Raw genomic sequence first — 24,557 nt, 5'->3', positions numbered from 1 at the left:
CTTCCATGCCTGACCTGCTCATCGAACTGTTTTCCGAAGAGATCCCCGCCCGGATGCAGGCGCGCGCCGCCGAGGACCTGAAAAAGCGTGTGACCGACGGTTTGGTCGAGGCCGGTCTGACCTATGCCGGGGCCGCTGCCTTTTCGACCCCGCGCCGATTGACCCTCGCGGTTGAAGGGTTGCTGGCGCAATCCCCGGCACAGCGCGAAGAGCGCAAAGGCCCCCGTGTCGATGCGCCGGAAAAGGCGATTCAGGGTTTTCTGCGTGGGGCGGGCGTGGCGCTGGACGATCTGGAGCAGCGTGATACTCCTAAAGGCGCAGTCTATTTCGCCGTGATCGAAAAGCCGGGCCGACCCGCCGCCGAGATCATCGCCGAAGTGCTGGAAGCCACCATCCGCAATTTCCCGTGGTCAAAATCCATGCGATGGGGCAACGGTACCCTGCGTTGGGTGCGCCCGCTGCATTCGATCCTCTGCATTCTGACAGATGAGGCCGGGGCCAGTGTTGTGCCGATGACACTGGACAATCTGACGACATGCGACAGCACCGAAGGCCACCGTTTCATGGCGCCGGGCCGGTTGCCCGTCACCTCGTTTGAGGATTACGAAGCCAAGCTCAAGAACGCCAACGTGATGCTGAACCCGGCAGAGCGTGCCGATCACATCTGGGCCGATGCCTCCAACCTCGCCTTTGCCGCTGGCCTTGAAATCGTCGAAGACAAGGGCCTGCTCGCCGAAGTCGCTCGATTGGTCGAATGGCCGGTGACGTTGATGGGTGAGATCGACGCCGAGTTTCTCGACCTGCCGCCGGAAGTGCTGCAAACCAGTATGCGCGAACACCAGAAATTCTTTTCCGTGCGCAACCCGAAGACCGGCCGAATCGAACGCTTTGTCACCGTCGCCAACCGCGAAACCGCTGATCAGGGCGAGACCATTCTGGCGGGCAACCAAAAGGTGCTGTCCGCACGATTGGCCGACGCCAAGTTCTTCTGGGAAAACGATCTGCGCGTGGCGAAATCAGACCTGAGCGTCTGGACGCAATCGCTTGAAAACGTGACGTTCCACAACAAACTGGGCAGCCAGGCCGAGCGCATCGGGCGCATCGCAACCTTGTCGCGCGACCTCGCCACCGCGACTGGTGCCGACGCCGACGAGGCCGAACTTGCTGCGCGCTTGGCCAAGGCGGATCTCTCCAGCGAAATGGTTTATGAGTTCCCTGAACTTCAGGGACTTATGGGGCGGTATTATATTGAAGAAGCGGGCCACCCCACCGAAGTCGCCGCCGTGGCGCAGGAACACTACTCGCCGCTCGGCCCCTCCGACGATGTGCCCACCGCACCGCTTTCGGTCGCCGTGGCGCTGGCCGACAAGCTCGATACATTAACGGGATTCTGGGCGATCGACGAGAAACCTACGGGATCAAAAGACCCCTTTGCTCTTCGCCGGGCCGCTTTGGGGGTTATTCGGTTGGTGTTGGAGAATGAGATTCGCGTTGACTTGCTTTCTCAGCTTGGTTGGGGAACATCACTGAATCGCTTCCAGTTGTTGATTAATGAAGCGCTTCTAAGTGGGGACGTTCAATCGGCCGATGCACACAAGCGGAGCGGTGCCGAGGGCCGTTTCGCGAAGGGTAAGTTTGATGTAGTCGATCTAAATCTCCTTGCCTTCATCCACGACCGCCTCAAGGTCTACCTACGCGATCAGGGCATCCGCCATGACATCATCGACGCCTGTATCGCGATGGACGGTCATGACGACCTGACCCTGCTGGTGAAACGGGCGAAGGCTTTGAATGAGGTGCTGGCCACCGAGAACGGTGAAAACCTTCTGCAAGGCTTCAAACGCGCCAACAATATTCTGTCCCAAGCCGAGGAGAAGGATGGCGTCGAGTATTCCTATGGCGCGGATGTGAATTTTGCCGAGAGCGACAGCGAAAAGGCTCTCTTCGCAGCCCTTGATGCGGCCAAGGCGAAAATCGACCCGGCGCTTGCGGCGCAGGATTTCCCGACCGCAATGGCCGCCATGGCCGGATTGCGCGCGCCAATCGACGCGTTCTTTGAGGATGTGCAGGTCAACACCGACAGCGAGGTCTTGCGCCGCAACCGGTTGAACCTGCTCAGCCAGATCCGCAGCATCTGTAGCTCGGTGGCTGACCTGACTCGCGTCGAAGGCTAGCGGCCCGGCGTACGCTTTCTCTTGCGCCGCCGACCCCTGCGCCTATGGTGCAGGGCTAGATACAGTTCGCCGCAATGCAGAAAACCCATGCAGAATAATCCGCATACCACGCTGATCACTCCGGATGCGCCGCTGGCGGCCTCGTCTCATGGCGGGCGGGCAAAGTGTTTACAGCGATTGGTCAGGCTGGACATGCCGGTGCCGCGCACGGTGGCCCTGTCGTTTGACGCGGTGCATCGGATTGCGGCCGATGAAATGCCGGATATCGTCGCCATTGTCGGACAGTTCGAGCCGGACACCCTGTTGTGCGTGCGCCCGTCGTCGGAAGACCCGGATTGGGGCGGTCCGGGGGCTGTGCTGAATGTCGGGATGAACGACGCCCGCTATGCCGAGCTGTGCGAGTCGTTGGGGCGCGATGCGGCGGCGGCACTGTATCTGCGGTTCGTGCAATCCTATTCGTTTCATGTCGCACGGCTTGACCCCGATATGTTCGACGATGTTGCCGGTGACGGGGCGCAGGGGTTGCGGGATACGCTGCATGCCTATGAGGCCGAGACCGAAGAACGGTTTCCGCAGGACCCCGCGGCGCAGCTTGCCGCCGTGCTGCGATCCATGGCGCGGGCTTGGGAAGGAACGTCGGCACGATTGCTGCGTCAGGCCAAGGGCGCGCCGGCCGATGCCGGGTTGGGCCTTGTCGTGCAGGAAATGATCCCCGGTCTGGGGCAGGGGGAATGTGGCTCGGGCGTGTTGCAACTTGTTGATCGCGAGACCGGCAAGCCACAGCTTACCGGGCGGTACCTTAGCCAGAGCCAGGGGCGCGATGCGCTTGGGGCCGGGAGCGAGGCGCTCTATCTGGAAAAAGACGAACGCGGTCCGTCGCTGGCGGAACTTGCTCCTGAGGCCTTTGCTGATCTCAAGGAGCACGCGGCCCTGATGCGACGCAAGCTGCGCGAAGAGATGCAGGTGGAGTTCGTCATTGGAAACGGTGATGTGCACATTCTGGACGGGGTGCGCGTATCGCGCAGCAGCCGTGCGGCGGTCAGGATTGCCGTTCAACTCGCCCGTGATGGCATCATAACGCCGCAAGAGGCGGTGATGCGCATCGATCCACATGCGGTGACTGAACTGCTGCACAGGCAAGTCGCGCCGGATGCAGAGCGCGACGTGCTGGCGACCGGCATTGGTGCCAGCCCCGGTGCGGCCACCGGGCGCATCGTCTTTACCTCTGCCGAAGCACAGGCGTCTGCGGCGCGGGGCGAAGCCTGCATCCTGATCCGGCGCGAGACGTCGCCGGAGGATATTCGCGGTATGCACGCCGCAGCCGGGGTGCTGACCGAACGTGGCGGCATCACCAGCCACGCGGCGGTGATCGGGCGCGGGTTGGGTCTGCCGTGTATCGTTGGGGCCTCTGAACTGCGCTTTGTCACCGGCAAGCGGCAACTGATCGCGCCCGATGGGCGGGTGTTGCGCGCAGGCGAGATCATCACCATCGATGGCGGCAACGGTGAAGTGCTTGCTGGCGAGCCGGCCACGATCGAGGCCGCGCTCGATGATGCCTTTCAGACGTTGATGGGGTGGGCGGATGAGGCGCGCGACATCGGTATCCGTGCCAATGCCGACAGCCCTGCCGACGCCCAAACCGCGCGAAATTTCGACGCGCAGGGCATCGGCCTCTGCCGAACCGAGCACATGTTCTTTGATCCCGGTCGCATGACCGTGATGCGCGAGATGATCTTTGCCCAGACCTCCGCCGGGCGCGCCGCGGTTCTGGAGCGTTTATTACCGATGCAGCGCGACGACTTTGTCCAGCTGTTCCGCATCATGGAAGGCAAACCGGTTTGTATCCGGCTGTTTGACCCGCCGCTGCACGAGTTTCTGCCAAACACCAAGTCCGGGCAGCGCGAGTTGGCCGAGGCACTGAACCTGCCTGTCAGCGATGTTGTCCGTCGGATCGAAGCGATGGAAGAATACAACCCGATGCTCGGCCTGCGCGGCGTGCGACTTGGGGTTACGGTGCCTGAAATCTACGACATGCAGGCCCGCGCCATTTTCGAGGCGACGTTGCGCGCCAGCGAAGATGGCGAGCCGGTGGTGCCCGAAATCATGATTCCGCTCGTTTCGGCTCGACGCGAAGTTGAACTGGTGAAAAAGCGGGTGGATGCGGTCGCGGCTGCGGTCCGGGCCGAACAGGGCAAATCCTTTAACTTCCGTCTTGGGGTCATGGTCGAAACGCCCCGTGCCTGTCTGCGCGCGTCTGAATTTGCGCCCTATACCTCGTTTCTCAGCTTTGGCACCAATGATCTAACCCAGATGACATATGGCTTGTCGCGCGACGATGCCGGGCGATTCATGTCTGATTATGTGCAGCAGCACGTCTTTCCTGAAGATCCGTTTCACGTGCTCGATACCGACGGGGTTGGCGAATTGGTACAGCTTGGGGCCGAGCGGGGCAGGGCCAGCAATCCGGGGATTACCCTGTCGATCTGTGGCGAACACGGGGGAAACCCCGAGTCCATTGCGTTCTGCCGGACCGCCGGATTTGACTATGTGTCCTGTTCTCCGTTCCGGGTCCCCGTTGCAAGGTTGGCCGCTGCCCAACTTGCGATCGCGGACACGCTATCCGGGGGCTGACGCCAAATTTGCCAAATATTGAGACGATCCACCATTCAGTTGACTCAAATTAGAGCAGTTCATACGCGAAAATCCGCTTGCAAAATCCGCAAAACTGGATCTTGCGCGAAATATTGTCTATGGCCTGCCCTGCGCTTGTCGCGGGAGGGTCCAGCGCGGATCGTTCTTTGGGGAATTGAAAAAAATGTTTCGCTCGAAAACCGCAGTTGCGGTCGTCTGCCTTTTTGCGTTTACACATGGCTTGGTACCTGACACGGCCAACGCCGATGCCAAACTTTCCGACTCTGTCGCAGAAGCGCAGGATGGTGCCAAGTCCAAGAAATTGGGATTGGGCCCCTACTTAAAATCGCTGCTGACGGCCTCGCAGCCACGGGCCGAAGTCAAGCCGATCACCGCGACCTTCTCCAAGAACTGGCTCGACAACCAGCCCGCCGCCAGCGGCGGCGAGCAGTGGCGTTGCCTATCCGAGGCGCTGTATTTCGAAGCACGCGGCGAAACCGTCAAAGGCCAGTTCGCAGTTGCCGAAGTCATTCTGAATCGTGTTGAAAGCGCCCGTTTTCCTGACTCTGTCTGCAGCGTGATCAATCAGGGAACCGGTCGTCGCTACCAGTGCCAGTTTACCTATACCTGTGATGGGCGTGACGAGGTGATTGCAGAGCCCGGGGCGTTCCGCCGTGTTGCCAAGGTTGCGCGCGCCGCAATCGACGGTGTCGGTGTCGGTGTCGATCTGACCGATGGGGCCACCTATTATCACACCAATGCAGTGCGCCCATCCTGGTCGCGCCGTTTTCAGGAAACCGCCCGTATCGGCGTGCATGTATTCTATCGCCCGGGGATTCGTACAGCGAGCAGCGAATAGGCGTTACATCGCCGGGTAAAACTATTCTGCGTCAAAAGGAGCGGCCATCCGGGAGGGGGCATCCGCGAGGAAGCAAGCGATGGTTCGCAGCGATCCTGATCTGACGCACTTTACCGACCGCCACTTTGGTGATGCCGGACGGTCTAGGGTCAGCGATAATGAACTTGGGAGGGTTCATTGTCGCTGGCCCGCACTCTTTTTAAATGTCAGTTTTTTACGCGACCGGAGAAATGATTGTCGTCTGGTGACGTCCCTCTTGTCCTGCTAGGTTAAACGGTACATTTGACGTTCCATCGCAACAGGCCCAAACCACAGGCTCCTAGATGACTTCTGAAATCCGTCTCGCCTTTGCACATCCCTCCGAACGCGCCGAGGCAACTGCTCTGCAGGAACCGCTTGATCGAATCTCGCTGCGCGATCACATCGTCGCGGTTGATATCGGTGCCTTTCAGGCCGAACGGGGCAAGACCCAGAGGATCTGCTTTAACGTTGTTGTCGAAGTCCAGCCGCTCACCGGACCGATAGACGACGATGTCGACCGCATCCTGTCCTATGACAAGGTGACCGAGGCCATTACCCATGAGCTGGCCGAGGAACGGCTGAATCTGCTGGAAACACTCGCCGCACGTATTGCCGAGCGCATTCTGCTGGAGCCGCAAGCGATGCGCGTCTTTGTGCGTGTCGAAAAACTCGACCGGGGGCCGGGTGCTCTTGGGGTGGAAATCGTTCGTGGCCGCGATCAGGTTGTGCAAGAGGGGCTGGAAAGCGCCACACATGAAGATGATCGGCCACATCCGCGCCTTACTTACCTGTCCAATCGCGCGATCGCGTCAGACAACCTTTCAGGCTGGATCGACCAACTTGCCGGTGGTGATCGCCCATTGGTGCTCTGTGTCGGCGCACATGAGCAGCCGCGTCCGATGACCGGGCACAAGATGACTCAGCGGCGGATCGACCTTTTGGCCATCGAACAGAACGCTTGGGCACTGGCCGCGCGTGATTTACGGTGCAAGGTCGTTGCCACAAGAACCGAACTCGATTGGGCGATGAAGAACGGCCAGATCTGTGTCTGGGCACCGTCCAAAATCGTGCTTGATGCTGTCGACGGCCCATCTGCGGCGCCATCTGACGCGGTGACGCTGGCGGCTTGGTTTGCCGCTACGTTTGCGGCTGATGAAATGCTGGTGATTGGCTCTGACCTTCCGGATGATCCCGGCGTGCCTTTGCGCGCGGTTTCAGTGGAGCAGCAAATCCTGTGATGCTGACTGCGAGACCGCTGGTTCAGCATGGGGTCACCCGGCCAGACGACGCGATGCCGCTCGCTGGCAGCACGAGTCATTGGTTTAGCCATGCCGAAATTCTTGACCGGACCGCTCAGCCACGACTGGTGACAGTTTCAGAACTGCCCGGTGATCTGCTGGAGAAGCTCACCGCGCCGCGTGCAGATGTGATGGGCCTCGACATGGGGGTGCCGCAGATCATGGGCATCCTCAACGTCACACCTGACAGCTTTTCCGATGGTGGCGTGCATTTTGATCCCGATACGGCCCGCAACGCCGCGCTTGCTATGGTCAAGGCGGGGGCAACGATCATCGACATCGGCGGCGAATCGACTCGCCCCGGAGCCGACACCATTGATGACGAGAGCGAGACAATCCGCACCGCTCCAGTGATTGCAGCGCTCAGGCGCGAAACGGACGTTCCAATCTCGATAGACACCCGCAAATCTGTCGTTGCCCGTGCGGCGCTGGCCGCTGGCGCATCAATGGTCAATGACGTCGCTGGCTTTACCTATGATCCTGATCTCGGCCCCCTCTGCGCCGCAGAAGGGGTGCCGATCTGCATCATGCACGCGCTTGGCGACCCGGCGACGATGCAGCAGAACCCGCGTTATGATGATGTGGTTCTGGATGTTTATGACTACCTACAGGCCCGTGTTGAGGCACTTTCAGCGATCGGAATCCCGCGTCATCGCATGGTAATCGACCCGGGTATTGGCTTTGGAAAGACTGAGGCGCACAATCTCGCACTTCTGCGCAACCTCAGCCTGTTTCACGGTATTGGGTGCCCGATCCTGCTCGGTGTTTCGCGCAAACGCTTTATCGGAACGATTGGTCAGGCCCCCGATCCGGCGACCCGTGCACCGGGTTCCATCGCGGTGGGACTTGCCGCACTGGCCCAGGGTGTGCAAATCCTTCGGGTACATGACGTGGTCGAAACGGCACAGGCCCTGCGGCTTTGGACTGCGGCGCGATAAGAGCAAGGACATCTGATGCGAGAATTGTTTGGAACCGACGGCGTGCGTGGAACGGCCAATGTACATCCGATGACGGCCGACATGGCGCTGCGCATCGGGGCTGCGGTCGGACGCTATTTTCGGCGCGAGGCCGGTGGCGTCCACCGGGTGGTGATCGGCAAGGACACGCGGCTCTCTGGCTATATGTTCGAAAACGCTCTGACAGCCGGGCTGACCTCGACGGGTATGAACGTGCTGCTGCTTGGCCCGGTGCCGACGCCCGCCGTCGGGCTGATGACCCGTTCGATGCGCGCCGATCTGGGCGTGATGATTTCGGCCAGTCACAATCCCGCCCAAGACAACGGGATCAAGTTCTTTGGCCCTGATGGCTACAAGCTCTCCGATCAGGTCGAGGCAGAGATCGAAGCCCTAATCCACGTCGGCGTAGAACCCGCACAGGCCATGAACATCGGCCGCGCCAAACGGATTGACGACGCGCGGTTCCGCTATGGTGAGCGAGTCAAATCGTCATTGCCGCGCGACCTGCGGCTCGACGGGCTTAAGGTGGTCATAGACTGCGCCAACGGCGCCGCCTATCGCACTGCACCGGAAACGCTCTGGGAACTGGGCGCGGATGTGATCCCAGTTGGCGTTGCGCCTGACGGGCACAACATCAACCGCGACTGTGGCTCGACCAAACCGCGTGCTGCGGCGGAAACGGTGGTCGCCCATGGGGCGGATGTGGGCATCTGTCTGGACGGGGACGCTGACCGCGTCATCCTGATTGACGAAACCGGCACCATTGCAGACGGCGATCAGTTGATGGCGCTGCTGGCAACACGCCGCGCCGCCGAAGATCAGCTTGCTGGCGGCGCTCTGGTTGCGACGGTCATGTCTAACCTCGGGTTGGAACGTCATCTTCAGTCACAGAGGCTGCGGCTGGAACGCACCGGCGTTGGAGACCGCTATGTCGTCGAGCGCATGCGCGAGGGTGGCTATAACCTTGGCGGCGAGCAATCGGGTCACATCGTGATGACGGATTATGCCACGACGGGTGACGGGCTGATGGCTGGGCTGCACTTTCTTGCCGAAATGGTGCAATCCGATACGCCCGCCAGCCAGCTTGCCCGCCAGTTTGAACCGGTGCCTCAACTATTGAAGAATGTGCGTTATGGCGACGGGCAGCAGCCGCTTGATCTGCCCGCTGTGAAGACGGCCATTGCCGATGCGGAATCCGAACTGACCGGTAAGGGGCGTCTGCTGATCCGTAAATCGGGGACCGAACCACTGATCCGGGTGATGGCGGAATGCGAAGACCCGGCGATCCTCGACCGCGCGGTCAATAGCATTGTTCAGGCGGTGACAGAGGCCGTGGCGGTCTGACCTCTACGGGTCAGCCTCCGAACAGCCGCCGCAAGGCCCCAAGCTGGCTCAGAGCGACGCCTGCCAGAATTAACGCCATCGCCCAGATCAGCGACGCTGGCAGCGGCTCTCCGAGGATGGCCGCGCCCATCAGGACCGACCACACCGGTACTTGGTAATTCACGAGGCTCATGAACACCGGCCCTGCTGTGCGCACCACGGTGACTCGCAGCAGGTTGGCCGCTGCTGTCGGGACCATTCCAAGAAACACCACCAGCCACAGGGTGCGCGTATCCAGCATCGGGGGCGGCCCCTCGACGATCCAAGCCATTGGGATGACCAAAAGCGCGCCGAGCAACAGCAACACCGCAGACAGCCCGACCGGATCGACCGGGGGCAGGCGGCGCATCAAAATCGAACTTACCGCATAACAAGCCGCCGCACCGACACAGGCGATCCGTCCCGGCATCTCCAACGATACGCCGGTACTTTCAAAAGCCTGTCCACCGATCAGCATGGTGATCCCGACGAATCCAATCACAAAGCCGATGGATCGACGCAGGGTGATGCGTTCGCCCGGCACAAGGAAATGCGCGAGCGGCAGCACCATCAGCGCGACGCTTGCCATCGACACTCCGGCGAAACCCGAGGTGACATATTGCTGACCCCATGACAGCAGCATGAACGGCACAGCCGAACTGAGCGCGGCGATCACATAGAGGTTGAAACGCTGCCCGCCTGTTGGTGAGGTCGTAAACAATTGCCCGCCGCGCATCCACCAAATCACGCTGGTCAGCAAGGCACCGAACCCAATCCGACAGGCGGCCAGCCAAAACGGCGTGATACCCACGAGGGCGAGTTCGATCACCAGAAAGGTGCCGCCCCACACGAACCCCAAGGTTGCGATCATGGCCCAGCTCTTGGCGGTGATTTCGGGGCGGGTATCCATAAATATCAATGGCCTGTTGGGTGGTGTTAACGAGGTGCGTTACATTGAAACGAAATGACCCCGGCGGTTAGCCGGGGTCAAGAACGAACGCTTCGATCATGATCGAAGGATGCGCCTAAGCGCCCTGCGTTGATCAGTTCTTTTCTTTGTCGACCATCTTGCCGGCAGAAATCCAAGGCATCATGCCGCGCAGTTTTTCACCGGTTGCTTCGATCTGATGCTCGTCATTGATCCGGCGTGTCGCTTTGAACGACGGCTGACCGACCTGATTTTCTACCATGAAGTCACGCACGAACTTGCCGGTCTGGATGTCGTTCAGAACCGCTTTCATCCGTGCCTTGGTTTCGTCATAGGGCAGGATCCGCGGGCCGCTGACGTATTCGCCGTATTCCGCCGTGTTCGAGATCGAGTAGTTCATGTTGGCGATGCCGCCTTCATAAATCAGGTCCACGATCAGCTTCACTTCGTGCAAGCATTCGAAATAAGCCATTTCAGGCGCATAGCCGGCTTCGACCAGCGTTTCGAAACCCATGCGGATCAGCTCGACCAGACCGCCACACAAGACCGCCTGTTCGCCGAACAGATCGGTTTCGCATTCTTCGCGGAAGTTTGTTTCGATGATGCCCGAGCGGCCGCCACCGATGGCAGAGCAATAGGACAGGCCGATTTCCAGCGCCTTGCCGGACGCGTCCTGATCCACGGCAACCAGGCAGGGCACGCCGCCGCCTTTGGTGTATTCCCCACGCACAGTGTGGCCGGGGCCTTTGGGGGCCATCATGATGACATCGACACCGGGTTTGGCTTCGATCAGGCCAAAATGCACGTTCAGGCCGTGGGCGAACGCAATCGCGGCACCTTCGCGGATGTTGTCGTGCACATATTTCTTGTAGGTCTCGGCCTGCAGTTCATCGGGCATTGTGAACATGATCAGGTCGGCCCAGGCGGCGGCTTCGGCGATTCCCATGACCTTCAGGCCTTCGCCTTCGGCTTTGGCCGCGCTGGCCGAGCCTTCGCGCAGGGCAACGACGAGGTTCTTGGCGCCGGAATCGCGCAGGTTCAGCGCGTGGGCGTGACCCTGGCTGCCATAGCCCAGAATGGCCACTTTCTTGTCTTTGATCAGGTTGATATCGCAATCGCGATCATAATAGACGCGCATTTTGGCGTTCCTTTCACGGTCAGATGTTCTGTGAAGGGTGTATCCGGGGTTGAGACGGATTGGCAGGGGCAATGGGTGGTAATTTTCCACGGTATTCGCCATAACTATTCGCGAAACATTAATCTTTCGGAAAATTCATGCTAGACGATACGGACCGCCGTCTTTTGCGCCTGCTGCAGTCAGAGCCGACTTTGACAAACGCAGAGCTTGCGGAAATTGCAAACCTCAGCACGTCTAAGGTGTTTCGCCGCATTGAAAAGATGCAGGCACAGGGATTGATCCTGGGCAAAGAGGCGGTGATCGATTGGTCCGCACTCGGCTATGATGTCGAAGTCAGCCTCAGGTTCACATTGGACAAGACACAGCCGCGGGCTTTTGACGATTTCATGGCCGCCGCTCGCGAGGTGCCTGAAGTCCTCGAAATCCAGACCTTTCTGGGTCGTGTCGATGTCCGCCTCTCGGTGATCGCGCGGGACATGGCGGAGTATCAGCAGATCTACCGCACACGCATACTGACCCTGCCGCATATTGCCGACATCGAGTCGCTGATGCATCTCGCCCGTATCAAGAGCAACGAGGCCCTGCCGCTGTGATCGAACTTGATGACACTGACCGGCTTATTCTGCGCGCGCTGGCTAAGGACGCCAGCCAAAGTGCCGGTGCCATCGGCCGAAGACTGGGTATGTCGCAACCCGCTGTCTGGCGGCGGATCCGGCGATTGGAGAAAGAGGGCGTGATCAAGGGCACGCGTCTTCGATTGAACGCTGAGGCACTTGGTTTCGGGGTGACGGTTTTCCTTGGTGTCAAACTTGCGCGCAAGGGTCAGGTCAGCCTCGAAGATTTTGAGCGCGCGGTCAGTGCGATCCCCGAAGTGCAGACTGTCGAGCATGTTCTGGGCCTCTATGATTTTCGCCTGCGGGTCGTCGCACGCGATCTTGCCGATTTCGAACGGGTGCTGCGTCGACGCATAATGACGCTGCCCGGCGCGGGTGATGTCGAGGCCAATGTCCTGCTGAGCGAAGAGCGTCGTCCCGGGCCAATCGGATAGGGCGCAACAGTGCGAAATGGCGGTTTGCCAAAGCGGCCTTGGTCGGGCTATGGAAGGCTGAATATTCTCACGGAGGACACCCATGCCCGCGCTGCTCGATACCGTTGACCCCGAAGGACTTCAGGAGTTTTCCGTTGTCTTTACCGATCGTTCGCTCAACCATATGTCCGCCGTGTTCCAGCAGGTCATGCGCGACATCTCAGGGATGCTGAAAGAGGTCTACAACGCAGATGCGGTTGCCGTGATCCCCGGCGGCGGCACCTATGGGATGGAAGCGGTCGCGCGGCAGTTCGCCCGCGATGCCAACGTGTTGGTGGTGCGCAATGGCTGGTTTTCCTACCGTTGGAGCCAGATCATCGAAACCGGAGGCCTGACAGCCCAGACCACCGTGATGAAAGCGCGGCAGACCGCCAACACCAGCCCATCGCCTTTTGCGCCAGCCCCGATTGACGAAGTGGTCGCGGAAATCCGGTCCAGCCGCCCGGACGTCGTGTTTGCCCCGCATGTTGAAACCTCGGCGGGGGTGATCCTGCCGGACGACTACGTTACCGCCATGGCCGCTGCCGCGCATGAGGTTGGCGCGCTGATGGTGCTCGACTGTATCGCGTCTGGTTGTGTCTGGGTGGATATGAAGGCAACCGGCGTCGATGTGCTGATTTCCGCCCCGCAAAAGGGCTGGAGCGCGTCACCCTGTGCCGGTCTGGTGATGATGTCCGAGCGGGCCGAGGCCAAGCTGCAAGAGACCACATCCGACAGCTATGCGATTGATCTGGCCAAGTGGCGGCAGATCATGGTGGCCTACGAGAACGGTGGCCATGCCTATCATGCCACCATGCCGACCGATGCGCTGCGCGATTTCCGTGACACGATGCTGGAAACCCGTGAATATGGGTTTGATCGCCTGCGCACCGCGCAATGGGCGCTTGGTGACGGGGTCCGCGCGATGCTGCGCGAGATGGGCGTAACTTCGGTTGCCGCTGATGGTTTTGGCGCCCCGGGCGTTGTTGTCAGCTATACCGGCGACCCGGACGTTCAGAATGGCAAGAAATTTGCCGCAATCGGAATGCAGATCGCAGCAGGCGTGCCACTGCAATGCGATGAACCTTCGGATTTCAGCACGTTCCGGCTCGGCCTATTTGGTCTGGACAAGCTTTATGACGTGGATGGCACCATCGGTCGTCTCAAGAGTGCGCTTGATCAGGTCCTTTAAAGGACCTGATCAACGGTCCGCTACCTGACCCCAAGCCCCATCTGCATCAAGGTGCGTCGGACGGGTTTCAGCGAATAAAGTGCGTCCAGTCCAGCCGCCCGCGCGTCACGCAGCGGGCGGGCATCCAGCATCGAGGCGCGGTTCAACAGGTCAATTCCTTGCGCGCGCAGCGCGACATCGCGGATGCGCGCAGCGTGATAGGCGTCGAGCATCTGCATATCGCCCAGTCCCTCTGGGCGCGCCAATGCCAGGTCGAGCAGCGCGCGCAGATCGGCGAGAGACATGTTCAGACCCTGTGCGCCGATCGGCGGCACCACATGCGCCGCCTCGGCCATCAGCGCGATGCGTTCGCCTGATATGCGATCGGCCTTCTGGGTGATGATCGGCCAGATCGTCCGGCGCGAGGCGAGCGTTAGCGGACCGAACAGACCACAGGATCGCTCTGTCATCTCGGCCTCGAAATCGGGTTGATCCATCTGGAACAGCGAAGTTGCGCGGGGGCCATGCTCCATCCAGACCACGGCCGAAGACGGCTGCCCGTTGTAGTCGGGCAATGGCACAAGCGTGAATGGTCCGCCGCTGCGGTGAATCTCGGTCGAGACGTTTTCGTGGGGTACTGAGTGGTTGACCGCAAAGGCCAGAGCCTTTTGCCCATAACGCGTGGTATGCACGTCGATCTCGGCCGCTTGGCGCATGGGCGAGTCGCGCCCGTCGGCGGCGATCACCAGCCGTGTCTTGAGTCGGCCCCCATCGTCCAGACCGACGCGTGCTTCGCCCTGACGCGTGAACAGGCTGGTGGTGCCGGTTCCCGGGCGGAAATCAACGTTTGGCAGATCGGTGAGCCGCGCGACAAGCTCGCGACGCAGAAGCCAGTTGGGAAGGTTCCAACCAAAGGGTTGGTCCGAAACCTCGGAAGCATTGAAATCACGTACGATACGCGGTTCCGGCCGCGCGCCTCCGGCATCGACGATGCGCATCACCTGAAGCGGCGCAGCATAGGGGGCAAAACGATCCCATAATCCGCAGGGTTCCAACAGATCGCGCGCCGGTTGCAGGATCGCGGTGGTGCGCAGGTCGGCGCCTTCGGCGTCACGGACGGTGATGGGCGGGGCGGGATCGACGCAGATCACATCAAACCCGGCATCACCAAACACAACAGCTGCCGTCAGGCCGGCAACGCCGCCGCCGGAAATCAGGATATCACAGGAATTTGCCATCGGAGCAGCCTTTCTTGTCAATTCAGCCTAGGTCAGCGCCCGGACAGAGACCAAGCGACATGCTGTCCCGGCTCTTGGTCCTCGCTGGCCCTAGCTTACGGTCGCGAGAAACGCGCCAAGATTATCCGTATGATGGTGAATATGGTCTGCACCATGCGGCTCTGGTGCGACATGAACTGTGCGCATGCCCATGGCGTGCGGCGCGGCGAGGTTGCGTTGATCATCTTCGAACATCGCTGCGCGCATAGGATCGGTTTGGTCTTGGGTAAACACGGTTTCGAACGCTTCACGTTCCGGTTTGGGAAGAAAGCCCGCATGTTCGACGCCATAGACCGCATCAAACAAGCCGGCGAGCCCACGCGCCGCCAGCACCCGTTCGGCATATGGGGCGCAGCCATTGGTATAGACGATACGCCGCCCTGGGAGATCGGCGATCCGGTCGCGCAGGTCAGAATCCACTTCGAGATGATCCAGAGAAATGTCGTGCACATCCGTCAGATACGGGCCGGGGTCGACATCATGTTCACGCATCAGCCCAGCCAGAGTCGTGCCATATTGGTGCCAGTACTGTTTACGCAACTGGTCGGCCCGATCCCGGCCGACGCCAAGCGCATCCATCACGAATTGCGTCATCCGCACTTCGATCTGATCGAAAAGACGAGCTTGTGGCGGATACAGGGTGTTGTCCAGATCGAACACCCAGGTTGTCACGTGAGAAAAGGCAGCTTTGACCATGCCAGTGATCTAGGGCACCGAGCAGGGCAAATCAACCGCGGGGTTGATCGCCAAGGCCGCGCACCTGTAGACAGGACAAACCCAAGGCCGGAAAGGATCGGATGACCTACATCAAACAGCCCCATACCGATGCCTATCACCTGATCCTCGAAGCGATCGATGTCGGTGTCTATAAACCCGGTGATCGGTTGGTTGAAAGTGACCTCGCCGAGCGGTTCGGCGTCTCGCGTACCCCGATCCGCGAAGCGCTGCAGCGGTTGGAGACCCAGTCGCTGCTGGAACGGGACGGTCGGTCGCTGATTGTGGCGTCGCTCAATCACAACCAGATGGCCGAGCTTTATGTAGTCCGCCGCGAGCTTGAAGGGTTGGCGGCGCGCCTTGCGGCACAGCATGCCACCGCCGAAGAGATTGCGGTACTGCGAGCCATGGTGTCGGCGGATGATGCGCTGATCAATGATCCGGCGGCACTGGCGCGTGCGAACCGACGGTTTCACAAGCAGATCCATCTTGCATCGCACAATCGCTATCTGGTGCAGCAGCTTGATCTGGTCCATCGGACGATGGCGCTGATGGCGACGACATCCCTTGCGGCGCAGGGGCGCGGTGAAATCGCCCAAGGGGAGCATGATGGCATCGTCAGTGCGATAGAGGCGCGTAATGAGGGCAAGGCCGAAGCTGCCCTGAAAGAGCATATTTCAGTGGCCTTCATGACCCGCCTGAAACAGGATGCGGATGCACGCGAGCGCGCCGACTGACACGTGTGGCTGCATTTGGGGTTCAGTGCTCTGACTTACTGAGCGTTGGGCGAGAACGATTGGCTCAATCAGTGTTCAGCTCTGACGGCGCATGACCATGCTGGGTCTTGTCCCAGTAATAGGGCCGAAAGATCAATTCATAGAGCGCCTTGTAGGCCGCAATCGCCGCGAGCGGAAAGTAGAGCGGCATCGTCGGCACCCATCGCAACAGGAACCGTCGTTCCGTTGCCGCCACAGACGCAATCCCAATTGAGAGCACCAGAAGCTCGGCGCAAACGAAGAGGCGGGCAATCACCAACGCTATCGACGCAGGCACAAGCGTTTGCACCGGATGCTGCCAACCCAAGAGCACCAGCCAGAACGACCAGAGCACCGGCGCGAGCAGGAATTGGCTCAGGGTGCCGACGAAAAACGCCTGAAGGCTCAAAAAACGTGCCAGGCCGAGATCGCAGAACAGCTGATGTGGATTTCGCATGTGTACGAGATAGGTGACCATAAACCCCTTGAGCCAGCGCGAGCGCTGCTTGATCCAAGGCCATGGTCGGCAGTTCGCCTCTTCGAACGTTACCGTATCAATCAACTCTGTGCGATACCCGGCACGGCAAAGCCGTACCCCGAGGTCAGCATCTTCGGTCACGTTATGCGCATCCCACCCCCCCCAGTTCCTCAAGCTTGTCGCGCCGAAAGAACAAGGTCGTTCCGCCCAGCGGTATCACAAGACCCAAACGCGCAATTCCGGGCAGAACCACCCGAAACCAGCTCGCGTATTCGATGGTGAAACACCGTGCGAGCCAGTTTGTTCGCGGATTGTAATAGTCGAGGACGCCTTGCAAGCAAACGACGTCCTCCGGTGCCTCAGCAAACCGCGCGGCAACCGTTTCAAGCTGATCCGGGGCAGGGGCGTCTTCGGCGTCCCAGACACCGATGATATCACCACGACAGAAATCGAGCGCATAGTTCATAGCTCGTGGTTTGGTGGTCAAACCGTCATGGGCCGGGACGCTGATCACCCGCATCCATGCCGGAAGCCGGGTTTGCGCCAGCGTTTGGCGTGTGACATCGTCGTGTTCCTCAAGCACCAGAACTACATCGAGCAGCGCCTTGGGATAGGTCAGCCTTTCAAGCCTGCGGATCAGCGCCCCGGCGATTTCCTTTTCGCGAAACAGTGGCACAAGCATCGAAATTTTGGGGCGCCGGGCGGGCGGTCGCCCCGTAAAGGGGGGCTCATCGGATGTGATTGCGGTACTGGGAAGGAAGAGGAATGCAGAAAACGCCGCTAATTTGAGGGACGCAAACATGATGAGCGTTGTGATTGCCAAAATGCTGACTGCGGCAAGGACCGTTATCGGCATGAAGACTAGCGCGACCGCCACCAAAAGCAGAATTGCAGGTAGAATTCCGCGCCTTCCCGATTGCCAGGTTCGACAACTGAATTGGGCCGGGACACGTGCGCCGGCCGCCTTTGCCATTGGCCTCCTGAACCTCTCGGCAATGGAGGCTTCTATCTGGGCACCGCTGGCCAGGATTGGCAGGGTACTGGCATAGGTATCGCCAAGGGCCGCGCGCACGGCATCAAAGCGGTCTGGCCTGTCTGTCGCGATCAGGACGGTTCCGTTTTCGCGCTTCCACGGGATGACGCGATGGCTCAGCCAAAACCCATGCGGCATCCGGTGGCACAGATCTTCGTCCGGAGGAGCGAGTGTCAGATCAACCTCGCGGATCTGGTGCTGTAGCGCCAACGCGTCGCGGATATCGCCCGGACTGGCCCATCCCTCTGACACCAGGATTTCACCAACCGGTGCGCCCAGTGTCATCTGCAGGTGCAGGGCACGGATCAGCTGGGTCGAGGAGATAGCGCCGCTGTCGGCCAGATACTCGCCTAGGGGCTTGCGCCTGCGGTTGTGGGCAACCAGAGCCGGGTGCGACGTCAAAAGCCGCAGGTTTTGAGTATTCATCCCGGTCGCCCGACCCACTGTGAAAGTCGGAGTCAGCGTGGGGCCCGCAGAGTTAACACCGGGTTAAGCTACTGCGATATATTTATAATCCCAGTTAGGTCTGCCGCGTATCTTAAGCTTTTTGTGCGCTCATCGCTTCTGCAAAGCGCTCGAACAGATAGAAACTGTCCTGCGGGCCGGGGCTGGCTTCGGGGTGGTATTGCACGGAATAGACAGGGCGGTCGGTCATGCGGATTCCGCAGTTCGAACCGTCAAACAGAGAGCGATGGGTCTCGATAATGCCATCCGGCAGCGTCTGTGCATCAACTGCAAAGCCATGATTCATCGAGGTTATTTCCACCTTTCCGGTTTCCATATCCTTGACAGGATGGTTGGCGCCGTGGTGGCCGTGGTTCATCTTGACGGTATTCGCGCCAAGGGCAAGGGCAAGCATCTGGTGGCCAAGGCAAATGCCGAAAACTGGGATTTCGGTCTTGTCCAGCACGTCCCGGATCATCGGCACTGCATAGGTGCCCGTCGCTGCGGGGTCGCCGGGACCATTGGACAGGAACACACCATCAGGTTGATGCGCCAACACCTCTTCGGACGTCGTCGTCGCGGGCAACACGGTCACGTCGCAACCGGCGCTGGCAAGGCAACGCAGGATATTGCGTTTGGCACCGTAGTCGATGGCGACAACCTTGTATTTGGGCGAGTTGTGGGGCGCATACCCTTGGGGCCACGCCCACCGCATTTCATCCCAACGATAGGATTGCGCGCAGGTGACTTCCTTGGCGAGGTCCGTGCCTTCAAGGCCCGCAAAACCGCGCGCAGCAGCCACAAGCGCTTCCAGGTCGAAGTTACCGTCCGGATCATGCGCAAGTGCCGCATGTGGCGCACCCTGTTGCCGAATGGCGCGCGTCAGGCGACGGGTATCAACGCCACCAATGGCAATGCGTCCACGCCGGGCGAGCCAATCCTGAAGATTTTCGACAGCGCGCCAGTTGCTGGGCGTTGTCGGGTCCCACTTAACAACCATGCCCGAAGCAACCGGATCGGCGGTTTCATCGTCGTCGGGATTAACACCGACATTGCCGATATGAGGGAAAGTAAAGGTGACGATCTGACCTGCATAGGACGGATCGGTCATAATTTCCTGATAGCCGGTCATCGCAGTGTTAAAGCAAAGCTCGGCCGTGGTTTGCCCGGTTGCACCAAATCCGGTGCCGTAGAAAACAGTACCATCCGCAAGTGCCAGGCAGGCGGTGGGCTTTGGCAGGGCGGATGTGGCCATGGCGCGACTCTCTGATGTGCTGAATTGACGGATACCTAAGCGGCGCGCGGGCACAGGTCAAGCCCGGTCACAATTTGGGACCCTCTGCATTAACAATGGGTTACGTCGCGACCGGATGGTTGTATCGCGCTTTTTCCTTCTATAATGTCGGGGTTTCGAACTCCATGGGGATGGAACAAGCGATATGAACATGCGAACGCGGGTGAATGACGCCCTCAAACAGGCAATGCGCGACAAGGCCACGATGCGGCTATCGACGTTGCGATTGATCTGTGCAGCGATCAAGGATCAGGACATCGCCGCGCGTGGCGAGGGGGGCGACGAAGGTGTCGGTGATCCCGACGTGCTCGCGATCCTGAGTAAAATGACCAAGCAGCGGCAGGAAAGTGCGCGCACCTATGAAGAAGGCGGGCGGATTGATCTTGCCGAAAGGGAACGGCAAGAGATTGAAATATTAGAAGAATTTCTTCCAAAGCAACTGGGCGAAGATGAGGTTGCTAAGGCCGTTCGTTCGGCGGTTGAAGAAACCGGCGCCACCTCGATCCGCGACATGGGCAAGGTGATGGCCCAGCTCAAGGGCAAGTACACCGGACAAATGGACTTCGGAAAAGTTGGCCCGTTGGTCAAAGACAGGCTCTGCACCGGCTGAGCTTGGTGATGCGGCCCGCGCTGCTGGGCCGGGTACAGCACCTCTCAAATTCTGGGCCGACAGTGAGTCTCCTGCAAATCGGACCGGGTTCGCGCGAATCGGCGCGATTCGCGCGGGTAGCTTATACCCGCCGGGAGTGAATCCTGCCCGAGCCCTTTTGAGATCAATCGCGTAGTGCCCTGTTCAGCTCTTCATAAAGGGCGATGCGCTCGTCCTCGGAAAGAAACGCACCGATTTCGACCTCGCGCCCCCCGCCTTTGAGGGTCACGTAATAGGGCACCGGCCCGTCAGTTTTGTGCATTTCGGTTGTGGCCCAGTAGCGATTGCAGTGCCATTCCTGTGCGTCCCCCTTAGGGTTGTGTCGGATCAGGTGGGCGTCCTTGTCGGTGAGCGTGAAAATTTCAAGCACCTGCGCATTGCGATGGCTGCGGTCGAGCGCGAACCAGAGCCCCCCGACTGCAATCAAAAGGAAGGGCAGGAGCCCCCAGAGCAGGACGCTGCCCAAGAGCGGCACTAGAGGGATCAGGATGAGTATGAAAGTTGCGCCAATAAAGCCGACAAAACCTTTGGGCGGCAACGACTGGTGCGGCCAAAGCTGAAGCTCTTGCGCGGCATTGGGTGTATAGGATTTTGACCAGCTATAGGGCATCGCAATATTGAGGCATGACTTTCGGCGATGTTAGAAAGCGACGCCCCGTTGGTGAACGGGGTTTGCAGGGCTATCCGCCCATTGTGATCGCGTCACGACGTCACGCGAGCCAGGCGTTTGCCGCGTCGGCGTCTGCCTTGTCGAAATACCGGGTTTCGGCAGAGATGAAGTGACGCATCAGTTTCTGCGCCAGTTTCTGCCAGCCTTCATCGCCGAGAATCGCAACCTTGGTGGGAATGTGGCGATGATCACGAACCAGTTTCAGGTGGTCGCCAAGTGCGGCCAGACCATGCCAGCCATCAAACTCGCGCAGGTCCAGCAACAGCTTGAACCGACCATGATCACGGACATAGGCATCCAGATCTTCTTCGGCACTGGCATAGGCCGCGGTGTCGAGCTTGCCGAGCAATTGGACCTGCAGGATGTCGTTGCCCAGATCCTTCATGTGCAGGCTGCCAAGGGATTCGGTCAGCCAGCGGCGGGCGTCGTCCAGTTCGTCGAGTTCAAAGGTTTCCACCGCACCGGGCATGGCAAATCCCAAGACCTGTACCATGTTCTCGATCCAGTCGGCATCGGTGACAACAGCGATCCTTTCAAACCCAGACCAGTGACGCATCCCGAGCTTGGCGTCCGCCCAGGCGGCCTTGGCCGTAAAGCCGGAAAAGTCGGGGCCCATGCGGATCAGTACACGCAGGTGGTCGTGAGTTGCAGCGGCCTCATCCATCGCTGGCGTCAGAGTGTCAGCGTAGTCATCAGCCGTGAGCGTGCCGGTCAGCTGAACTTCGAGAATTCCTTGGGGGGTAACGGGGGTGACGATGATCATTGGACGTCTCCTGTATGTCGAATGTCTGAACGTTAAGGCCCGGCAGGATTTCCAACAAGAGGCCGCATGAACCCCATAACAAAAAAAGGCCCCGGGGTTTCCGGGGCCTTTGTCGTTCATTCAGATCAGGATCAGTGGGCGGAGCCCTTGTCCCATTCTTCCTGCTTGGGCAGGATTTCGAATGTATGTTCCGGCGGTGGGCTGGGGATAGTCCATTCCAGCGTATCCGCATATTCGTTCCATGGGTTGTTTTCTGTCACTTTGGCGCCGCGTGTCAGCGTGTACCAGATGATACCGAAGAACAGCAGGAACGAGGCAAACGACAGGAACGCACCAAGGCTCGACCACCAGTTCCAATAGGCAAATGCCTCGGGATAGTCGATGTAGCGGCGTGGCATGCCTTGACGACCCAGGAAGTGCTGCGGGAAGAACGTCAGGTTGGCACCGATGAAGAACATCCAGAAGTGTATCTTACCCATGGTTTCAGGATACATGCGACCGGTCATCTTGGGCAGGTAGAAGTAAATACCCGCAAAGATGGTGAAGACCGCACCGAGGCTCATCACGTAGTGGAAATGCGCTACAACGTAATAGGTGTCGTGATAGTAGCGGTCCACAGCGGCCTGCGACAGGACGATGCCGGTGACCCCACCGATGGTGAACAGGAACAGGAAACCGAAGGCAAACAGCATCGGTGTCTTGAACTCGATCGACCCGCCCCACATTGTAGCGATCCAGCTGAACACCTTGACGCCTGTTGGCACCGCGATGGTCATCGTGGCCAGCATGAAATAAGCCTGCTGGTTCAGGGTCAGGCCCACAGTGTACATGTGGTGCGCCCAGACAACAAAGCCGAGGAAACCGATAGCGATCAGCGCCCAGACCATCGGCAGATAACCGAAGATCGGTTTACGCGAGAAGGTCGCGATCACGTGGCTGATCAGACCAAAGCCGGGCAGGATCACGATGTACACTTCGGGGTGGCCAAAGAACCACAGGATGTGCTGATAGAGGATCGGATCGCCGCCGCCAGCCGGGTCAAAGAAGGTAAACCCGAAGTTGCGGTCCATCAGCAGCATGGTGATCGCACCCGCCAGAACCGGCAGAGACAGCAGGATCAGCCAGGCAGTTACAAAGATCGACCAGGCAAACAGCGGCACCTTGAACAGAGTCATGCCAGGGGCACGCATGTTCAGGAAGGTGGTGATCATGTTGATCGCGCCGAGGATCGACGAAGCGCCGGAGACGTGCACTGCGAAGATCGCGAAATCCATCGACATACCGCCTTCGTTGACCGAGAGCGGCGGGTATAGCACCCAACCAACACCGGACCCGGCCTGGTCATTGCCGCCGGGTGCAAGCACCGAGCACACCGCCAGGGTCGTGCCAAAGACATAGAGCCAGAAGGACAGGTTGTTCATGCGCGGGAACGCCATGTCGGGCGCGCCAATCTGCAAGGGCATGAAATAGTTGCCAAATCCGCCGAACAGGGCGGGGATCACAACAAAGAACATCATCAGGATACCGTGTCCGGTGATCAGGACGTTCCAGAGATGACCGTTGGGAGTACAGGGACTCGACGAATCGGCAAAGAGCCGGGCGCCTTCCATACACATGTGCTGAACGCCGGGCTGCATGAGTTCGATCCGCATATAGACGGTGAACGCGACAGAGATAAAACCGGCGAGTGCGGACACCACAAGATACAGAATACCGATGTCTTTGTGGTTGGTGGACATGAACCAGCGCGTGAAGAAACTGCGCTCGCCCGCGTGCTCGTGACCATGAATGGCTGCGTCGGCCATTTGGCGCCTCCTGTTACATATGAACACGCACCCAAGGTCTGGCGCGTGCGAAATTCCATTCAGGTTTTAGAATGACTACAGGTGGGCTTCAATGGCCGAGTTTGATTTGGATCAAGATAAATTGCCGCGCCCCCCTTGTTTTTCGCGCTCTACCGGGGCGCTGCCCCGGACCCCGGAGTGTATGGACAAAGATGAAATAGGGACGTGATCGCGGCTTGCGTGGGTTGACCTGCGGTGCACCGCTTCGCACAAAGCGCAAGACAGGCGAAAATGCGGGAGCGGACCGATGACCTACGACGACGACAATATCTTTGCAAAGATCCTGCGCGAAGAGATTCCTTCAAGCCGGGTATATGAAGACGATGACACGTTGGTGTTCATGGATATCATGCCGCGCGCCGATGGGCATTGCCTTGTCATTCCAAAGACTCCATGCCGCAACATTCTGGATGCAAGCGAGGCCCAGCTGGCGGCAGTGATGCGTACAGCACAAAAGGTGGCGCGGGCCGTGATGGTCGCGTTTGATGCGACCGGTGTGACGGTACAGCAGTTCAACGAGGCGGACGGCGGGCAGGAGGTTTTTCACCTGCATTTCCATATTTTGCCGCGCCACGCCGATGTCAGCCTGCGCCCCCCGGGGAAGATGGGAGACATGGCGGCAATTCAGGCCCACGGAGACCAGATTCGCGGCGCGTTAGGAAGATAGAGCGAGGCTTTTTGCGAGGTTCTGCCAGTCTGTGATGACGTTCGTGATTGCGAAATTCACGCAGTATTGGGCGGGCGTGGTTTTGTGTGCAGGCAGATCGGTCAACCTTGGTCGCAGGGTATTTTAAGTCCGCGATCCGTGCATTGGTATGATGCACCTGTTTCCGTGGAGCGTTGAGAGGTAGCTCCGGTGCTTCTTCCTGCGACGCTCTTTGTGGCGGGCTCTTTAGGGTCTGGACCCATTGATTTCAGGCGAGCATCATGATTCACCGCCGGAAAACTGAGCGGTGATATGTCTGATCTTTTCTGGTTGAGCGACGCGCAGATGGCGCGTTTGAAGCCCTATTTTCCGAAGTCGCACGGCAA

At 59.5% G+C, this 24,557-nt stretch carries 22 protein-coding genes; 12 read left to right on the top strand and 10 right to left on the bottom strand.

Translation table 11 applies throughout. The features are described from left to right. The first annotated feature begins 5 nt into the window (after nucleotides 1-5). The 6 genes from glyS (at nucleotide 6) to glmM (ending at nucleotide 9,283) form a co-directional block, all read left to right on the top strand. Nucleotides 6-2,174: a glycine--tRNA ligase subunit beta gene (gene glyS / locus ABJO75_RS23585; protein WP_348127493.1), complete on the top strand. Its 2,169-nt coding sequence runs from the start codon at nucleotides 6-8 to the stop codon at nucleotides 2,172-2,174. A gap of 87 nt (nucleotides 2,175-2,261) precedes the next feature. Next, nucleotides 2,262-4,805 (top strand): putative PEP-binding protein, encoded by a 2,544-nt coding sequence (locus ABJO75_RS23580; RefSeq protein WP_348127491.1) that lies wholly within the window; start codon nucleotides 2,262-2,264, stop codon nucleotides 4,803-4,805. Nucleotides 4,806-4,989: 184 nt separating this feature from the next. Then, nucleotides 4,990-5,664, top strand: a complete 675-nt coding sequence (locus ABJO75_RS23575) for a cell wall hydrolase (protein ID WP_348127488.1) — start codon at nucleotides 4,990-4,992, stop codon at nucleotides 5,662-5,664. A gap of 323 nt (nucleotides 5,665-5,987) precedes the next feature. Next, the gene (locus ABJO75_RS23570) at nucleotides 5,988-6,923 is read left to right on the top strand and encodes a dihydroneopterin aldolase (RefSeq protein WP_348127485.1); all 936 of its coding nucleotides are present in this window, start codon (nucleotides 5,988-5,990) and stop codon (nucleotides 6,921-6,923) included. Beyond that, nucleotides 6,923-7,921: a dihydropteroate synthase gene (folP, locus tag ABJO75_RS23565; protein WP_348127482.1), complete on the top strand. Its 999-nt coding sequence runs from the start codon at nucleotides 6,923-6,925 to the stop codon at nucleotides 7,919-7,921. The genes ABJO75_RS23570 and folP overlap by 1 nt, the downstream gene beginning before the upstream one ends. 15 nt (nucleotides 7,922-7,936) lie before the next feature. Beyond that, nucleotides 7,937-9,283, top strand: coding sequence for a phosphoglucosamine mutase (glmM, locus tag ABJO75_RS23560; RefSeq protein ID WP_348127479.1), 1,347 nt, complete (start codon nucleotides 7,937-7,939; stop codon nucleotides 9,281-9,283). Nucleotides 9,284-9,293: 10 nt separating this feature from the next. Here glmM and ABJO75_RS23555 read toward each other — a convergent pair whose 3' ends face one another. Further along, complete coding sequence (locus ABJO75_RS23555; RefSeq protein WP_348127476.1) at nucleotides 9,294-10,211, bottom strand: DMT family transporter; 918 nt, start codon at nucleotides 10,209-10,211, stop codon at nucleotides 9,294-9,296. Nucleotides 10,212-10,344: 133 nt separating this feature from the next. Beyond that, complete coding sequence (gene ilvC / locus ABJO75_RS23550) at nucleotides 10,345-11,367, bottom strand: ketol-acid reductoisomerase (protein WP_348127473.1); 1,023 nt, start codon at nucleotides 11,365-11,367, stop codon at nucleotides 10,345-10,347. A 137-nt stretch (nucleotides 11,368-11,504) separates the two neighbouring features. Between ilvC and ABJO75_RS23545 the strand changes: the two genes are divergently transcribed. From ABJO75_RS23545 to ABJO75_RS23535, 3 genes are all read left to right on the top strand, one after another. Beyond that, the gene (locus tag ABJO75_RS23545) at nucleotides 11,505-11,960 is read left to right on the top strand and encodes an Lrp/AsnC family transcriptional regulator (RefSeq protein WP_348127471.1); all 456 of its coding nucleotides are present in this window, start codon (nucleotides 11,505-11,507) and stop codon (nucleotides 11,958-11,960) included. Further along, the gene (locus tag ABJO75_RS23540; RefSeq protein ID WP_348127468.1) at nucleotides 11,957-12,415 is read left to right on the top strand and encodes an Lrp/AsnC family transcriptional regulator; all 459 of its coding nucleotides are present in this window, start codon (nucleotides 11,957-11,959) and stop codon (nucleotides 12,413-12,415) included. Before ABJO75_RS23545 ends, ABJO75_RS23540 begins: the two co-directional genes overlap by 4 nt. Nucleotides 12,416-12,497: 82 nt before the next feature. After that, the gene (locus ABJO75_RS23535) at nucleotides 12,498-13,625 is read left to right on the top strand and encodes an aminotransferase class V-fold PLP-dependent enzyme (protein ID WP_348127466.1); all 1,128 of its coding nucleotides are present in this window, start codon (nucleotides 12,498-12,500) and stop codon (nucleotides 13,623-13,625) included. 20 nt (nucleotides 13,626-13,645) lie between these two features. Here ABJO75_RS23535 and ABJO75_RS23530 read toward each other — a convergent pair whose 3' ends face one another. Both ABJO75_RS23530 and ABJO75_RS23525 read right to left on the bottom strand, forming a co-directional pair. Continuing rightward, on the bottom strand, nucleotides 13,646-14,842 hold the full coding sequence (locus ABJO75_RS23530) for a UbiH/UbiF family hydroxylase (protein ID WP_348127463.1): 1,197 nt from the start codon (nucleotides 14,840-14,842) through the stop codon (nucleotides 13,646-13,648). Nucleotides 14,843-14,932: 90 nt separating this feature from the next. Then, entirely contained in the window at nucleotides 14,933-15,577 is a 645-nt protein-coding gene (locus ABJO75_RS23525) for a pyrimidine 5'-nucleotidase (protein ID WP_348127460.1), read from the bottom strand. A gap of 101 nt (nucleotides 15,578-15,678) precedes the next feature. Here ABJO75_RS23525 and ABJO75_RS23520 point away from each other — a divergent pair, with 101 nt between their 5' ends. After that, nucleotides 15,679-16,332 carry a GntR family transcriptional regulator gene (locus ABJO75_RS23520; protein ID WP_348127457.1) on the top strand — a complete coding sequence of 218 codons (654 nt, stop codon included), beginning with the start codon at nucleotides 15,679-15,681 and terminating at the stop codon, nucleotides 16,330-16,332. Nucleotides 16,333-16,396: 64 nt separating this feature from the next. Here ABJO75_RS23520 and ABJO75_RS23515 read toward each other — a convergent pair whose 3' ends face one another. From ABJO75_RS23515 to carA, 3 genes are all read right to left on the bottom strand, one after another. Next, nucleotides 16,397-16,969: a glycosyltransferase gene (locus ABJO75_RS23515; protein WP_348127454.1), complete on the bottom strand. Its 573-nt coding sequence runs from the start codon at nucleotides 16,967-16,969 to the stop codon at nucleotides 16,397-16,399. 1 nt (nucleotide 16,970) lies between these two features. Continuing rightward, nucleotides 16,971-18,287, bottom strand: a complete 1,317-nt coding sequence (locus ABJO75_RS23510; RefSeq protein WP_348127452.1) for a glycosyltransferase — start codon at nucleotides 18,285-18,287, stop codon at nucleotides 16,971-16,973. A 112-nt stretch (nucleotides 18,288-18,399) separates the two neighbouring features. Then, entirely contained in the window at nucleotides 18,400-19,560 is a 1,161-nt protein-coding gene (gene carA / locus ABJO75_RS23505; protein WP_348127449.1) for a glutamine-hydrolyzing carbamoyl-phosphate synthase small subunit, read from the bottom strand. 184 nt (nucleotides 19,561-19,744) lie between these two features. On the opposite strand from carA, the gene ABJO75_RS23500 reads away from it, so the two are divergent. After that, the gene (locus ABJO75_RS23500) at nucleotides 19,745-20,209 is read left to right on the top strand and encodes a GatB/YqeY domain-containing protein (RefSeq protein ID WP_348127447.1); all 465 of its coding nucleotides are present in this window, start codon (nucleotides 19,745-19,747) and stop codon (nucleotides 20,207-20,209) included. Nucleotides 20,210-20,372: 163 nt separating this feature from the next. Here the strand turns inward: ABJO75_RS23500 and ABJO75_RS23495 are convergent, their stop codons facing one another. From ABJO75_RS23495 to ctaD, 3 genes are all read right to left on the bottom strand, one after another. Continuing rightward, nucleotides 20,373-20,858, bottom strand: a complete 486-nt coding sequence (locus ABJO75_RS23495) for a DUF2244 domain-containing protein (RefSeq protein WP_348127444.1) — start codon at nucleotides 20,856-20,858, stop codon at nucleotides 20,373-20,375. A gap of 100 nt (nucleotides 20,859-20,958) precedes the next feature. Beyond that, nucleotides 20,959-21,681: an STAS/SEC14 domain-containing protein gene (locus ABJO75_RS23490; protein ID WP_348127442.1), complete on the bottom strand. Its 723-nt coding sequence runs from the start codon at nucleotides 21,679-21,681 to the stop codon at nucleotides 20,959-20,961. 131 nt (nucleotides 21,682-21,812) lie between these two features. Then, complete coding sequence (gene ctaD, locus ABJO75_RS23485; RefSeq protein WP_348127440.1) at nucleotides 21,813-23,486, bottom strand: cytochrome c oxidase subunit I; 1,674 nt, start codon at nucleotides 23,484-23,486, stop codon at nucleotides 21,813-21,815. A gap of 286 nt (nucleotides 23,487-23,772) precedes the next feature. On the opposite strand from ctaD, the gene ABJO75_RS23480 reads away from it, so the two are divergent. Continuing rightward, nucleotides 23,773-24,192, top strand: a complete 420-nt coding sequence (locus ABJO75_RS23480; RefSeq protein ID WP_348127437.1) for an HIT family protein — start codon at nucleotides 23,773-23,775, stop codon at nucleotides 24,190-24,192. Nucleotides 24,193-24,557 lie beyond the last annotated feature (365 nt).

The organism is Sedimentitalea sp., assembly GCF_039973035.1.
Classification (GTDB): domain Bacteria; phylum Pseudomonadota; class Alphaproteobacteria; order Rhodobacterales; family Rhodobacteraceae; genus Sedimentitalea.
The sequence above is the reverse complement of the archived record's forward strand: the minus strand, read 5'-3'. Positions and strand labels throughout refer to the sequence as shown.

What these genes read in the sequence shown, in the direction of transcription:
- ilvC (WP_348127473.1), bottom strand. Translation starts at nt 11,367, where the DNA reads ATGCGCGTCTATTATGATCGCGATTGCGATATCAACCTGATCAAAGAC.
- ABJO75_RS23525 (WP_348127460.1), bottom strand. Translation starts at nt 15,577, where the DNA reads ATGGTCAAAGCTGCCTTTTCTCACGTGACAACCTGGGTGTTCGATCTG.
- ABJO75_RS23580 (WP_348127491.1), top strand. Translation starts at nt 2,262, where the DNA reads ATGCAGAATAATCCGCATACCACGCTGATCACTCCGGATGCGCCGCTG.
- ABJO75_RS23495 (WP_348127444.1), bottom strand. Translation starts at nt 20,858, where the DNA reads ATGCCCTATAGCTGGTCAAAATCCTATACACCCAATGCCGCGCAAGAG.
- ABJO75_RS23520 (WP_348127457.1), top strand. Translation starts at nt 15,679, where the DNA reads ATGACCTACATCAAACAGCCCCATACCGATGCCTATCACCTGATCCTC.
- ABJO75_RS23490 (WP_348127442.1), bottom strand. Translation starts at nt 21,681, where the DNA reads ATGATCATCGTCACCCCCGTTACCCCCCAAGGAATTCTCGAAGTTCAG.
- ctaD (WP_348127440.1), bottom strand. Translation starts at nt 23,486, where the DNA reads ATGGCCGACGCAGCCATTCATGGTCACGAGCACGCGGGCGAGCGCAGT.
- carA (WP_348127449.1), bottom strand. Translation starts at nt 19,560, where the DNA reads ATGGCCACATCCGCCCTGCCAAAGCCCACCGCCTGCCTGGCACTTGCG.
- glyS (WP_348127493.1), top strand. Translation starts at nt 6, where the DNA reads ATGCCTGACCTGCTCATCGAACTGTTTTCCGAAGAGATCCCCGCCCGG.
- folP (WP_348127482.1), top strand. Translation starts at nt 6,923, where the DNA reads ATGCTGACTGCGAGACCGCTGGTTCAGCATGGGGTCACCCGGCCAGAC.
- ABJO75_RS23575 (WP_348127488.1), top strand. Translation starts at nt 4,990, where the DNA reads ATGTTTCGCTCGAAAACCGCAGTTGCGGTCGTCTGCCTTTTTGCGTTT.
- ABJO75_RS23530 (WP_348127463.1), bottom strand. Translation starts at nt 14,842, where the DNA reads ATGGCAAATTCCTGTGATATCCTGATTTCCGGCGGCGGCGTTGCCGGC.
- ABJO75_RS23535 (WP_348127466.1), top strand. Translation starts at nt 12,498, where the DNA reads ATGCCCGCGCTGCTCGATACCGTTGACCCCGAAGGACTTCAGGAGTTT.
- glmM (WP_348127479.1), top strand. Translation starts at nt 7,937, where the DNA reads ATGCGAGAATTGTTTGGAACCGACGGCGTGCGTGGAACGGCCAATGTA.
- ABJO75_RS23480 (WP_348127437.1), top strand. Translation starts at nt 23,773, where the DNA reads ATGACCTACGACGACGACAATATCTTTGCAAAGATCCTGCGCGAAGAG.
- ABJO75_RS23555 (WP_348127476.1), bottom strand. Translation starts at nt 10,211, where the DNA reads ATGGATACCCGCCCCGAAATCACCGCCAAGAGCTGGGCCATGATCGCA.
- ABJO75_RS23570 (WP_348127485.1), top strand. Translation starts at nt 5,988, where the DNA reads ATGACTTCTGAAATCCGTCTCGCCTTTGCACATCCCTCCGAACGCGCC.
- ABJO75_RS23500 (WP_348127447.1), top strand. Translation starts at nt 19,745, where the DNA reads ATGAACATGCGAACGCGGGTGAATGACGCCCTCAAACAGGCAATGCGC.
- ABJO75_RS23510 (WP_348127452.1), bottom strand. Translation starts at nt 18,287, where the DNA reads ATGAATACTCAAAACCTGCGGCTTTTGACGTCGCACCCGGCTCTGGTT.
- ABJO75_RS23545 (WP_348127471.1), top strand. Translation starts at nt 11,505, where the DNA reads ATGCTAGACGATACGGACCGCCGTCTTTTGCGCCTGCTGCAGTCAGAG.